12 protein-coding genes are annotated in these 13,255 nt (G+C 45.3%); 4 read left to right on the top strand and 8 right to left on the bottom strand.

All coding sequences use genetic code 11. From position 1 onward, the window contains the following. Positions 1–31: 31 nt before the first annotated feature. Entirely contained in the window at positions 32–1,507 is a 1,476-nt protein-coding gene (locus MY9_RS02135; protein WP_014662767.1) for an ABC transporter permease, read from the top strand. A 15-nt stretch (positions 1,508–1,522) separates the two neighbouring features. Continuing rightward, positions 1,523–2,203, top strand: a complete 681-nt coding sequence (locus tag MY9_RS02130; RefSeq protein ID WP_014662766.1) for an ABC transporter ATP-binding protein — start codon at positions 1,523–1,525, stop codon at positions 2,201–2,203. A 104-nt stretch (positions 2,204–2,307) separates the two neighbouring features. On the opposite strand, the gene gerKB is transcribed toward MY9_RS02130, so the two are convergent. Genes gerKB through gerKA form a run of 3 tightly spaced genes read right to left on the bottom strand, consistent with a single transcriptional unit; the run spans position 2,308 to position 6,301 of the window. Beyond that, entirely contained in the window at positions 2,308–3,429 is a 1,122-nt protein-coding gene (gerKB, locus tag MY9_RS02125; protein ID WP_014662765.1) for a spore germination protein GerKB, read from the bottom strand. A gap of 24 nt (positions 3,430–3,453) precedes the next feature. Beyond that, on the bottom strand, positions 3,454–4,677 hold the full coding sequence (gene gerKC, locus MY9_RS02120; RefSeq protein ID WP_014662764.1) for a spore germination protein GerKC: 1,224 nt from the start codon (positions 4,675–4,677) through the stop codon (positions 3,454–3,456). Further along, positions 4,667–6,301, bottom strand: a complete 1,635-nt coding sequence (gerKA, locus tag MY9_RS02115) for a spore germination protein GerKA (RefSeq protein ID WP_014662763.1) — start codon at positions 6,299–6,301, stop codon at positions 4,667–4,669. Before gerKA ends, gerKC begins: the two co-directional genes overlap by 11 nt. A gap of 124 nt (positions 6,302–6,425) precedes the next feature. On the opposite strand from gerKA, the gene MY9_RS02110 reads away from it, so the two are divergent. Continuing rightward, complete coding sequence (locus tag MY9_RS02110; protein WP_014662762.1) at positions 6,426–6,647, top strand: hypothetical protein; 222 nt, start codon at positions 6,426–6,428, stop codon at positions 6,645–6,647. A gap of 16 nt (positions 6,648–6,663) precedes the next feature. Here MY9_RS02110 and MY9_RS02105 read toward each other — a convergent pair whose 3' ends face one another. Beyond that, positions 6,664–8,418 carry a right-handed parallel beta-helix repeat-containing protein gene (locus tag MY9_RS02105; protein WP_014662761.1) on the bottom strand — a complete coding sequence of 585 codons (1,755 nt, stop codon included), beginning with the start codon at positions 8,416–8,418 and terminating at the stop codon, positions 6,664–6,666. A 279-nt stretch (positions 8,419–8,697) separates the two neighbouring features. On the opposite strand from MY9_RS02105, the gene MY9_RS02100 reads away from it, so the two are divergent. Further along, complete coding sequence (locus MY9_RS02100; RefSeq protein WP_014662760.1) at positions 8,698–10,176, top strand: peptide MFS transporter; 1,479 nt, start codon at positions 8,698–8,700, stop codon at positions 10,174–10,176. 39 nt (positions 10,177–10,215) lie between these two features. Here MY9_RS02100 and MY9_RS02095 read toward each other — a convergent pair whose 3' ends face one another. The 4 genes from MY9_RS02095 to bsdC are packed head-to-tail and all read right to left on the bottom strand — an operon-like array spanning position 10,216 to position 13,253. Then, entirely contained in the window at positions 10,216–11,061 is an 846-nt protein-coding gene (locus tag MY9_RS02095; RefSeq protein ID WP_014662759.1) for an alpha/beta fold hydrolase, read from the bottom strand. Between the two features lie 56 nt (positions 11,062–11,117). Beyond that, on the bottom strand, positions 11,118–11,591 hold the full coding sequence (locus tag MY9_RS02090) for a pyridoxamine 5'-phosphate oxidase family protein (RefSeq protein ID WP_014662758.1): 474 nt from the start codon (positions 11,589–11,591) through the stop codon (positions 11,118–11,120). Beyond that, the gene (gene bsdD, locus MY9_RS02085) at positions 11,588–11,815 is read right to left on the bottom strand and encodes a phenolic acid decarboxylase subunit BsdD (RefSeq protein WP_019257455.1); all 228 of its coding nucleotides are present in this window, start codon (positions 11,813–11,815) and stop codon (positions 11,588–11,590) included. Before bsdD ends, MY9_RS02090 begins: the two co-directional genes overlap by 4 nt. A gap of 16 nt (positions 11,816–11,831) precedes the next feature. Next, positions 11,832–13,253: a phenolic acid decarboxylase BsdC gene (gene bsdC / locus MY9_RS02080; protein ID WP_014662757.1), complete on the bottom strand. Its 1,422-nt coding sequence runs from the start codon at positions 13,251–13,253 to the stop codon at positions 11,832–11,834. Between the last annotated feature and the right edge of the window lie 2 nt (positions 13,254–13,255).

The following is a 13,255-nucleotide window of genomic DNA, read 5'->3' as shown; positions in this document are numbered from 1 at the left end:
TCAATAACAATACCTATACGGAGGAACATAAATGAACTTTATCAAACGGGCCTTTTGGAATATGAAGGCTAAAAAGGGAAAAACATTATTGCAATTATTTGTGTTTACAGTCATATGTGTCTTTGTTCTATCAGGCCTCACCATCCAGTCGGCAGCACAAAAATCAAGCGAACTGGCCAGACAAGAGCTCGGCGGGAGCGTGACACTACAGGTTGACCGCCAAAAGCAAATGGAAAAACAGCAGGACAGCGGTGAAAAACGCAGCTTCGAATCAACACCGATCAAAGTGTCTGATGCAAATAAGCTTGCAGCACTCGATCATGTGAAGAGCTACAATTACATCACATCAGCTTCAGCCAACGCGGGGAACTTTGATGCGATTGAGAGCTCAAGCTCCAGTTCAAGCGATTCCAGCTCAAGCAGTTCAAACTCAAATGCTAAAAACAGCCAAGGCGGCGGACAAGGCGGACCGCAAATGGTGCAAGCCGATCTTTCGATTGAAGGTGTCATCAGCACAGCATTAGTTGATGATTTCTCTGACGGGGATTCAAAAATCACTGACGGACGCGCGATTACAAAATCAGATGTCGGCAAAAAAGTAACAGTGATCAACGAAACATTAGCGGAAGAAAATGATTTAAGCGTTGGCGATTCGATCACAATTGAATCAGCAACAGATGAGGATACAACAGTAAAGCTGAAGATCGTCGGTATTTATAAAACAACATCTTCAGGCGATGACCAAGCCCAAAATTTCTCTTTCTTAAATCCTTATAACAAGCTTTATACACCTTACACAGCAACAGCGGCGCTGAAAGGCGACGACTATCAAAATACGATTGACTCAGCCGTTTACTATATGGACGATGCGAAAAATATGGATGCTTTCGTAAAAGCAGCGAAGAAAACATCCATTGACTTCGATACGTACACACTGAATACAAACGATCAGTTGTACCAGCAAATGGTCGGCCCGATTGAAAATGTAGCTTCTTTCTCTAAAAACGTGGTGTATCTTGTATCAGTGGCAGGGGCTGTCATTCTCGGCCTGATTGTCATGATGTCGATCAGGGAGCGCAAATACGAAATGGGTGTGTTAATGGCCATCGGTGAAAAACGGTGGAAATTGATTGGACAGTTCTTGACTGAGATTCTGATCGTGGCCGTTATCGCCATCGGCCTTGCATCGGTGACTGGAAATCTCGTCGCAAATCAGCTTGGAAATCAGCTTTTATCCCAGCAGATCAGTTCATCAACCGATTCAACGCAAACTGCAAGCGGGCAAAACGGACAAATGCCTGGCGGCGGTGGCGGCATGGGTGGCGGAATGTTCGGCCACAGTTCATCAAACGCGGACGTTATCGATTCACTGAACGTCGCGGTTTCTATGAACGACATGCTTGTTCTTGGCGGGATCGGCATCCTGATCGCAATCATTGCAACATTGCTGCCGTCCATTTCAGTACTGCGGCTTCATCCGAAAACGATATTGACAAAACAGGAATAGAAAGAGGCGGAACCTATGAGCTTATTAGAATTTCAACAAGTCGGCTACTGGTATAAAGACAAGAGCCAGCCGTTGTTTCAGGATATTAACATCAGCTTTCAAAAAGGAAAATTCTACACCATTGTTGGCACATCAGGGACAGGGAAAACCACTTTCCTGTCTCTGGCAGGCGGACTTGACGCACCAAAAGAAGGAAACATCCTTTACGACGGAAAAGCGGTTTCTAAAATCGGCTTAACCAATTTCAGAAACCAATATGTATCAATCGTGTTTCAGGCGTACAACCTGCTTCCGTATATGACGGCTTTGCAGAACGTCACAACCGCTATGGAAATCACAGGATCTAAAGAAAAGAACAAAGAATCATATGCGCTTGACATGCTGCAGAAGGTCGGCATCAACGAAAAACAAGCCCGGCAAAAAGTGCTCACACTGAGCGGCGGACAGCAGCAGCGGGTATCAATTACAAGAGCTTTCTGCTGTGACACGGATCTTATCGTAGCCGATGAACCGACCGGAAACCTTGATGAGGATACATCAAAAGAAATTGTACGGCTCTTTCAAGATCTGGCGCACAAGGAAGATAAATGCGTCATCATGGTGACGCACGATGAGCAAATTGCAAAAGTATCCGACATTAATATCAGACTTTCAAGAGGAAGCTTTACTGTGAAGGAAAACGTCGCAGTGGTATAACAAAACGCGCCTCTGCCAGTGCAGACAGGGGCGCAACCTATATCCCCCTTTTATATAGAAGTGAACATAAAAAGAGCGGCGGCTGCATCCCCCCGCTCTTTTTATCATTTTTTCGTTCCTGCCTCTTTTGACTTCTCTCTTCGCTTCTTTTTCCAAACAGCCAGAATAAACAGAAAGAGCGGAAACAATAATTGAAAAGGCAAATGAATATACAGCGGCACCACTTTCAGGCCTTCGTTCAAGTGCTCCGAAAAGTTAGTCGCAATCGTAATAGAGAGGATTAAAATGCCCAATCCCATCGGATAAGCCAATTGGGAGGGATTCTTTTCCTTAAAGAGCGTAGATGTCCCCACCACAGTGGCATATAAGTAGAGACTGACCTTAAAGAAGCCGCCAATGATCAGCGCCAGCATAAAAAAGACATCAAGCCGATCTAAAAATTCTTCGACTTTGATTGTCTGGATCGTGCTTAAAAGCGGAAACTGGGATCTGAGTGTAAGATCAACATCAAGCACGCTGATATTAATCGCCACGGTGAGCGCCACAACCAATCCGCTAATAGCCATGGCGATCATCCCCATTTTTTTCACATTTTTTCTGTCATTCAGGTTAGGGAAAATCATCACAAATAAAACAACTTCACCAAATGGAACGTACATGGTCTGTGTGAAAACAGAGTGAAGGACAGGAGAAATGCCGTTTGCCAAAACCGGCTTTAAATTGTGCGGGTCTATAGTGCCTGAGACAATAATCAGCACGAGGCCGAGCGCGCCCAGTAAATACATGGCCCCGAAAAGCAGTTCGGCCGCGCGTGCGAGCACTTCAATTCCTTTTCTTACGGCATATATGCTTACTACCATTAATAAAGCATTTACAATAATGATAGGTGTATCATGATAAGCAAACGTCAGCAGCATTTCTCCAAAGTCACGCAGCACCCTTGCGGCAATATAGGCAAAGTACAAGATATAGAGAAATGAAAACAGCCAGCTCAGCTTGGTTCCGAGCATATCATCCATATATTCTTTCGGCGAAGATTCCGGATAGCATTGATAAATGCCCTGATACAAATAGAAAAGAAACAGCCCGGCCGCACAGCCTAATAGAACTGCTATCCAAGCATCCCTGCCCGCCATCGATCCGGGGGTAATCAATAAGGAGCTGCCCAGTTCAAAAATGATAATCATGACAAACAGCTGCCTTATGCTTATTCTGGCTTTTTCCATCTGTCACTTCCCCTTTCTTCAGACCTAATCATCTTTAAACTGGTGTTTGATCGGATTGTTTCGCAATCCCGTTCTTCTGATATACGTCTCGGCCTTTACGTCGATGGGCAGGTCCGGCAAATACTCTTTGTCCCATGTATCCTTCATTTTCTCCCACTGCTCCGGATACTTTCTATATATCGTGTCACCAAAACCGATAAAATCTATTTTATTCTTCTTGATCTTTTTCACAGTATGGCTGATTTCCTTTTCCAGCTCTTTGTTGAGCGCTTTTTCAATAGCGGGCAGCACCTTGGGGTCAGACAATTGGAAAGGGTATTTGACAGCATCTATAATTCCTTCAACCGACACTTTCACATGGATGTATGGACGTCCGTTCCGCATCTCCGGTACCAGCTTTGTATCTTGATGGGTAACCTGCAAGCTGACCGCATCCTTCGTCTTGTCCCAGTCAGCATTAATAAACGTATGCTGGATCTTATTCATCAGCCAGACTGCCCCCACGCTTTCATCATCTTCAAGCCAATACTTTAAATACCCAGCCTTATCAAAAATCGCTAAACCATCTGCCTGGAGAATGGCTTTCGGGTCAGTCGCCTGCGTGTTTTCCATGCTGACTCCTTTTTTATCGTCACCAATCATCATATATCCCGGAATAACCGGCGCCCTGGTATTGGCGGCAAGTGTTTTTAAAACGTCCTGAATATTGGTTTTAACCACCCGTCCGTATTCCGCCTCCGTGAAATCCAGGGTTTTATTGACTTTATTTGATGGAATTTTATCAATTGGCGTCAAGATTTTTACAATATTTTCCGCTTTTGTTTTATGAGCAACGACGAATGTTGCCGTTGTCCTGAATTCTGTGTCCCGGTCAAGATTATCTAATACAAAATCCAAACCTTCTTCTTTTGCCAGCTTTTCACTGATCACGACCAGATTGGTATGGGCAAAATAAAGCCGGCGTGACACCTTTATGGAGGCTTTTCTGAGTGCTTCCGTTATATTGTTACCTTCAATCGAATAGACAGATACAGGCGGCCTGTCTCCGGCACCGCCTCCTTGAAGGCCGCCGGCAACATTTCCTGGATTGATAATTTGAAGATGCAGCACGTAGTTGCCGTCGTTTGTCCGATCGATGCCAATCGCCGAGATAATCGCAAGATCCGTCAGCTCCCGCTTATCCCAGCAGCCGGGCAGCACAATGACGCTCAAAAGCATGAGAACGGCTAACAGACATTTACGTACCATTCTGATCCCCTTCTTCCAAATCTTTGTTCACCATTCCTCGTGAAGCGGCCGGCTCTGGGCGCTGACCCTCTCCCTGCCGCACCTTATCTTCCTTACTGACCGATTCCGGCCTCTTTTCATCGGCCCACCACGGAACCCGGAACAGCGCGTCCTTTACGCCTTGTGAAGAAAAGGGTGCAAGCGGCGACATATATGGAACGCCAAATGAACGAAGACTGCATAAGTGCACAAACATCATAATGATCCCTAAAATCAGCCCGTAAAAACCCATAACAGCTGAGGCAATAATAAAAATAAACCGGATGAGCCGGGCTGAAATCGCCATTGCAAATGCCGGCGTTGCGAAGCTCGCAATCGCGGTGAGTGCCACGATAATCACCATTGCCGGAGAGACAATACCAGCTTGTACGGCAGCCTGGCCGATTACGAGCGCGCCTACGATTGATACTGCCGAGCCGACAACCCGGGGCAGCCTGACCCCCGCTTCCCTCAGAATCTCAAAAGCAACCTCCATCGTTAGCGCCTCCACAACAGCCGGAAACGGGACAATTTCCCGCTGGGCCGCAATGACCACTAACAGCTGAGTCGGTATCATTTCTTGGTGAAACGTCGTGGCTGCCACATAGACAGCCGGAGCCACAAGCGAAATGAAAAAGACTAAAACCCGCAGGATCCGTATGCTTGTCGCAATGTCAAAACGGGAATAATAATCTTCAACAGACTGAAAAAATTGGACAAATAATGCCGGAGCAATAAGCACAAACGGTGTTCCGTCCACAATAATCGCGAATCTTCCTTCTAACAGATTTCCCGCTACAACATCAGGGCGTTCTGTATGATACATAGTCGGAAACGTCGTAAAGGTTTCATCTTCAATCAGCTGCTCAATATATCCAGATTCCAAAATACTGTCAATATCTATTTTTTCCAGGCGCTGCTTCACTTCCTTCAGCACCTTTTCATCACATATTCCTTCAATGTACATGAGGGCGATATCCGTATTTGTGACAGAACCTTTTTTCATTTTTTCAACCCATAAATTCGGGTTTTTAATGTATCGCCGGATCATGGAAATATTGGTTTGCAGAGATTCTGTAAACCCTTGGCGCGGGCCGCGGAATGACACCTGGGTGCTCGGCTCTTGGATGGAGCGCTGCTCTCCCCCTTGAGTGCTGCAAATCAGCGCTTCGGCATAGCCATCGGCAAAAACGAGCGCATTGCCGAGCATTAACTCGGAAAAAAGCTTATCCCAGCTCTTTTCCGCTTTCACCCCGCCCAGTGGGAGCGTTTTTTCAAGAATTTGCTGGATCGCATGAGTATTCTGGATAGACTCATCCTGTACCAATGGATCGATTAACGACTCATGGATCGTGTTATTATCGACCAGCCCAGCAATATAAATAACAGCTAGATGGACACGATCCTGCTCCCCGATTTTAATCTCGCGAATGATAACGTCAGAGCTGCTTCCGACTTCCTTTTTCGTTTCTGCTATGTTCTTTGCCAAACTAGGAGAAATGAGAGCCGGCCTTTCTTTTTCTTGCTGCTGTTCCTGATTCTTTTCTTCTGTATTCTGCTTGTCTTTTGAACCGGTATTGTTCTTTCGCTTAGAAAATAAAGGCATACACAAATACCTTTCTTTGTCGTTTTCTCATATTCTTCCTATTAGAATTAAGATTATGCATAGGTTTAGATGCCGTATAACTTCTCCGCCAACGATAGACACTAAAAGCGGAGGATGATGAAGCATGAAGATATTGGGCGTGACAGGAGTCATATTAATTTGTTTATTAACTATTTCTGTATTGATGGACATGCTTCAAGGGTTCAGTTTAACAAAAGCGATTTATAACAATATGTCCAGCTTTAAGATGACAACGTTTGCGGAATGGGTTGTACTTATATTTTTTGTGTTAGTCCTTGTGAGGGAAATGTACGTGATCTATAAATCGAAAAAAAAGAACCCCTAAAGGGGGGCGCTTTTTTTCAGGCGATAATATTGCCATCTAGTGTATCACTGCTGTGTTTGTTGATAGTCCCTTTAAAAATGCGGTTGCCAATGATTTTGGAATTGGTTGAGGTGTTTGTTTGAATAGCTGTCGCAGTGCCTGCGGAGAGGTTATTGATGGTGTTTCCAGAAATGATAGAGCCTGCTGATCCATTGACATAAATCACAATCGGATTCCCGGCTGTTCTGTTGACTGAAATGGTATTATCAAAAATCTCATGCACACCGGTGCTGATATAAATGGTGACCAAAAGCGGAGATCTGTCGAGGTGGTTGCCGATAATTGAGGTTTTTGCACTTGTGGAGCAGTAAATCGGGTAATTTTTAAACTCTTTAAATGTATTGTTTTTGATGATAGCGCCAGCATTATTTGTGACGGAAACAGCATATGATTCCGGGACCGCTTCAAACGTGTCAGGATGCAGTGTATTGCCTTCAATCACCGCATTCCCTTGAGCGATCCAAATGCCCCGGCTGAATTTTCTCAGGAGATTATCTTTAATGATCACGTCGCCTCCGGAGATGTTCACACCGTCAATGACTTGAATGAGACAGTTATTCAGAAACGCGATGTCATCTGACAGCACTGCGCGAAGACCGATGCTGCGCCTTGTTTCAGACAGTCCGTTTTGAATGTGGTTTCCGTCTACCTTTACGTCAGAAGACTGATAAACCAATATCCCTGTGTTTTCAAAGTTGCTGATTTTGTTGTTGGTCACAAGAACGCTCTTTCCCCTGACATCAATTCCAGTTGAAAATCCGGTAATCAGATTGCCAGCGATCACCGCGTCACTGGTCTCTTTTCCTTGTGACACACCGAGTCCGGTTATTCCGACTCTTGTCGCAGCCGCCGCATCTCCAGAACCTCTCAGAATATTTCCCTTGATCACTGTTTGCGTCCCATATCCATAACTGATTGTATTATCTGAGAGATTTCCTTCTATTAAAACGCCATACCCGTTAAAATTGGTCACAGAACTTGAAACGTTTCCAATAAAGTAGTTATTGCGAATTGATACATTAATCGGTTCCTCATAATCAACATCACCTTCTCCATACCCTTCAATGTCAATTCCGTATTTCGGCGCTGTCCCATTCCCCGTTCCGGCGTCTTCAATCACGCATTCCTCCACTGTGACCATGTCACATCCGGTAATGGAAATGTTATTTCTCCTCGACCGCCGAACCTCACAGCGGCGGATGATAATTTGCTTTGACGTTCGATAATCTTGATTGGTCTTTAATCCCCTCGGACTGACAATGATCCCATCGCCGGTAAAATCAGAAATTTTCACTTGATCAATGACAACATTCGAGCATCCTTCAATACATATGCCAAAGCCCCATTCATGGGTTGACCTGATCCCCGCTGAGGCGTAGATATGCTCATCGCGTTCGCCGATAATTTGTCCCCCGGAAATGGTTATATTCTCTTGCTTGCCTACATAAAATGCGGAATAACCCCAAGAACGATTCGGGATTACTTTCATGATACACTCCGGGTCCATCATAATCTCAAGGTTGCCGGGAACAATGATTCCCGCGTTTCGAAACTTCTGATTAAAATCTCCGCCAAGCGTTCCATCTATTAAATATGTTCCCTTTGGAAACCAGACAGTATGATAGCCTTGAGAAACAGCTGTACTAAGGCACTGATTAATCAGTTCTGTCGAATCCGTTTGACCATCTCCAGGAACACCGAAATCTGCTGCATTTAATATGAATTCAGCCAATTGCGAGCCTCCTTCTCCATGATTACTATCATGTTACTCACAAAGGCCCGGTCTGCTTGTACATTTCTCTAAAATTTTATTAAAAAAATATAAAGGAATAGTTGTGTAAGAAAATCTCACGATAAAGAGTATAAAAATTAGGAGAAAATCACTATTTTTAGGCATTTATAATTTTTCCATTATGGAACTATTTGAAATGAGTATAAATTATATTGACACAAGTATTATATAAGAATATGATTTTTATAATACACTTTTTTTAGAAAGGGTTTGGCTGACATGGCTTCGATTGATAACGAAAGTATCATCAAAAGCGTCCCGCAAAAAGGGTTCTTTGGTCACCCGCGAGGACTATTTACACTATTTTTCACCGAATTTTGGGAGCGTTTCTCTTACTATGGAATGAGAGCAATCTTACTTTACTATTTGTATACAGAGACGGTAAACGGCGGGCTTGGTTTTGACAAAGGCACTGCGGTTGCTATTATGTCGATTTACGGCTCACTCGTATACATGTCCACTATTATTGGCGGATGGCTTGCTGATCGGGTATTCGGTACCGCAAACACCGTGTTTTACGGCGGCATATTCATTATGTTCGGCCACATTGCACTCGCCTATCCGGGCAGTTCGATAGCATTCTATATCAGCATGGTGCTTATCATTGTCGGAACAGGCTTATTAAAACCAAACGTTTCAAGCGTGGTTGGGGATCTTTACACGAAAGAAGACCCGCGCCGCGACTCAGGTTTCAGTATTTTCTACATGGGGATTAACCTCGGTGGTTTGCTTGCGCCGTTAATTGTCGGAACACTCGGACAGAAGTACAACTATCATCTCGGCTTCGGAGCTGCCGCGGTCGGAATGCTTCTCGGACTTATCGTATTTGCTTTGACAAGAAAGAAAAACCTCGGTCTTGCAGGTTCCAATGTGCCGAATCCGCTGTCTAAAAAATCTGCGATTGGCACCGGAATCGGTGTGATCATTGTGGCGATCGCAGTGATTATCTCCGTACAAACAGGCGTGCTGACGATCAAGCGTTTCATCGACCTAGTAAGTATTCTCGGTATTTTGATTCCTGTTATTTATTTCATCATCATGTTTACTAGCAAAAAAGCGGACAAAACAGAAAAATCCCGTCTTGCCGCTTACGTTCCTTTGTTTATCGGTGCTGTCATGTTCTGGGCCATTCAGGAACAGGGAGCGACCATTCTTGCGGTATATGCTGATGAGCGTATAAGACTTTCATTGGGCGGATTCGAACTTCAGTCATCTTGGTTCCAATCATTAAATCCATTGTTTGTCGTCATATTTGCGCCAATATTCGCATGGCTCTGGATGAAGCTCGGCAAACGCCAGCCGTCTACGCCAGTTAAATTCTCAATCGGAATTATTCTTGCCGGATTGTCATTTATCATTATGGTATTCCCGGCTATGCAAGGAAAAGAAGCACTCGTAAGCCCGCTTTGGCTCGTTCTCAGCTTCCTGCTTGTTGTGCTTGGAGAGCTGTGCCTGTCTCCAGTCGGTTTATCCGTGACAACGAAACTGGCGCCAGCTGCCTTCTCTGCACAAACAATGAGTATGTGGTTTCTGACGAACGCAGCAGCCCAAGCGATCAATGCCCAAGTAGCCGGATTGTTTGATAAAATTCCTGAAACAACATACTTCGGCACCATCGGTTTGATTTCTATCGTTCTTGGCGGCATTCTCCTGCTGCTCTCGCCGGTGATCAAACGCGCGATGAAAGGGGTCTTATAATCAGAAACAGCCCGCGGATGTTGATCCGCGGGCTGTTTTTTATTGATCAAGCCATTTCCTGAAGCTTTGTTCGAAGGCTTGCGGTTCTTCCAGCATCGGCTGATGGCCGCTCTTTTCAAAAATAACCTTCTCCACATGTGGATATAAATCGTCAACAGTATCCCATAGCGCAACAGGCGCAACCAAATAATCATATCTTCCTAAGCCGATGTACACCGGCACTTGTACATCAGCTAACCGCTGAATGAGATTCAGCCGGGCAAATGTATTCCCCCATAATTCATCCATGATCGGCATATTCGTAAATACGCCATCCCATAAAGCAGCTGCATGCGGCCGCTCTTGATAAAAGCTTTTCGCTTCAGCGCGAATACACATGTGTACGAAGCGTCTTTCAGGATCGTTTTCAATGTCCTGCGGCAAATTCGCGATATCTTTTTCAAAGCGTTTCTTTCTCTCAAGACTGGCTGTTTCCATAAAAAATGATTCACTTTTTCGTTGTCTTTCTTCACTGTTATCAGGCGCAGTATTGAAGAGCGCCACCTTCTGGACATGTTCAGGATATGTCCTGGCATATTCTAAAGCCATAAAAGCGTGCCCGGAATGTCCCAGGATGATAACATCCTCAAGCTGAAGAAATGTTCTCATCCTTTCAATATCAGCCAAAACGGCATCAAGCCTCGAATCCTCCTCACGAAGCTCTCGTTTAGGCTTAGCAAATCCCCTATGGTCGACAAAGATCCATTGATATTTCTGTTTGATGTCTGAGGAAAAAAGGCGCGGGTAGTAAACCGCACTCCCGATCACAAGGATGGGTGCGCCCTCGCCCTCAATTCGATAAGCTAAATCAAAGCCGTCCGAGTGACAGATCCCCGCACGTTCCATTTCTCACGCCCCCTTTGTTTTCATTATATAAAAAAAGCCTGACGCATGGCGTCAGGCTATCGATATGACCGTTTTAAATCTTCCAGGGTCTTTTCCCATCTGCCCAGCACCTCTTCAGCGCTGTGAAGCTGTATACGGACACCTGAAGTCAAATCAGCGTATTTCGCAACGTCCTCCTTCACTGAAACGATGCGGCAGGAAAAACGGTCTCTATCATATTCAGCATCTTTCAAAGGCGGTAAAGGCGCGCATTCAAGCTTTACATAATAGGCCGCTCCCTTCCACCATGCCGTGAACTGAGCTTTTCCTGTGCGAAGGATATTGGCCGAAGTCATTGTGTTTTTCCACAGAGCGATTCGGATATCAGTTCGGTTCAGCGCGATCATTTCCCCCACACTGATCATAGCGGCATGCGGCCAGCCATCCTCTGATACTGTTTGCAGAACGAAGGCCTCATGCTGCTTCTCATTTAGGCGGTCCCCGTCAAGCAGTTCAAAAAGACGGTCTGATAGACAGTTCACGCTGATCAAGCCTTTCGTTCCGGCACCGCCGGAACTTCAATGGCTGTTTCTGTTTCCTTCGGATCAATTTTAAACGCCGGATTGTATTTCGCGGGATTTGTAATGCTTTCCGGTTCACAGGATCTCCATGTAAAAAAGCATGTTTGGCACTGATAAACTTCCCATGCGCCTTCTACAGGCGATTTGCTCATGACTTCTCCCTTTTTTGAGTCGCATCGAGGACATGTATGCATTTCGAACACCCTTTCCTTATTTATTCATTAAGTCCATTAGTTTTTGTTCCCATTCTTTCGTTGTAAGCGGAGAATCAAGCGGCTGTGAATAGTGGCCTCTTGTTTCCGGCGCAACCGGTGTAGTCGCGTCAAGAATCATTTTGTGAGTGATTCCTGACGGATTAGATCCCGGATCAAGCGGCAGAACAGATAAGTCCGGAATGATGACCGCATCGTGTTTCGGATGCATTTTCGTCGAAAGCGCCCACATGACCTGCGGCAGGTTGAATGGATCGACATCCTCATCAACGACAATGACCATTTTGCAGTAGCCAAGTCCGTGCGGTGTGGTCAATGCGCGCATGCCGACCGCTTTCGCAAATCCGCCATAACGGGTTTTTGTGGATACAATCGCGATTAAACCGTGTGTGTACATGGCGTTTACTGCCACAATTTCGTTCGGATACGCTTCTTTTAACTGCTGATAAAGCGGCACGCATGTGTTAATGCCGATCATGTAATCGCATTCTGTCCAAGGCATGCCTAAGTATAAATGCTCGAAAATTGGATTGTTTCTGTGATAGACGCGTTTAATTTTAATGATCGGCATGCTTCGTCCGCCGGAATAATGGCCTGTGAATTCACCGAACGGCCCTTCATATTCGCGCTCTCCGGCAATAATCTCACCTTCAAGCACCACTTCAGCGCCCCACGGAACATCAAGATCAGACAGCTTTGATTTGACGATGCGATATGGTTCGCCTTGAATCGCGCCTGCCATTTCGTATTCTGATTGATCATAAAGAAGCGGAGTCGATGCCGCTGTTGTAATAACCGGCTCACAGCCAAGCGCAATCGTGACTGGAAGATTGATGCCGCGTTCTTCAGCTTGGCGCAAATGGATGGCAATATCGTGCTGCGGCACAGGCTGAATGCCGAGGCGGTCTTTTCCTTTGACCTGCATTCTGTAAATGCCGACATTTTGTTTGCCAAAGTTGTCAGGGTCTTCAAGATCACGGGAAATGACACATGCTTTGTCTAAATAGTAGCCCCCATCACCTTGGTTAATTCTGAAAAGAGGCAGTATATCGAACAAATTGATATCTTCTGTGATTTCATTTTCATGAAATGGCGCTGTTTCCTCACGTTTGACCGGCATCGGAAACTGGTCATAACGCTTTGCGAATTCAAGAAACTGTTCTTTTACCGGTGTGTCTTTCGGCATGCCCAGCATAATTGCATGGTTCGGCCAAGAGCCGATGACATTCATCGCAATTCGCGCGTTATGATAGCCATAAATGTTGTCAAATAAGAGCGCGGGGCTTTTATCGCCAAGGTTGCTGGCTGCGCGTGCGGCGGCCCCTAAATCAGGCTCCGGCTTTACCTCTTCATTCACTGTAAGCAGCTGTCCTTCTTTTTCGAGGGCTGCGAGAAATTCTCTGAAATCTTGATAAGCCATGA

Source organism: Bacillus sp. JS (assembly GCF_000259365.1).
Classification (GTDB): Bacteria; Bacillota; Bacilli; order Bacillales; family Bacillaceae; genus Bacillus; species Bacillus stercoris.
Note: the sequence above shows the minus strand (reverse complement) of the source record. Positions and strands in the feature narration are given on the sequence as shown.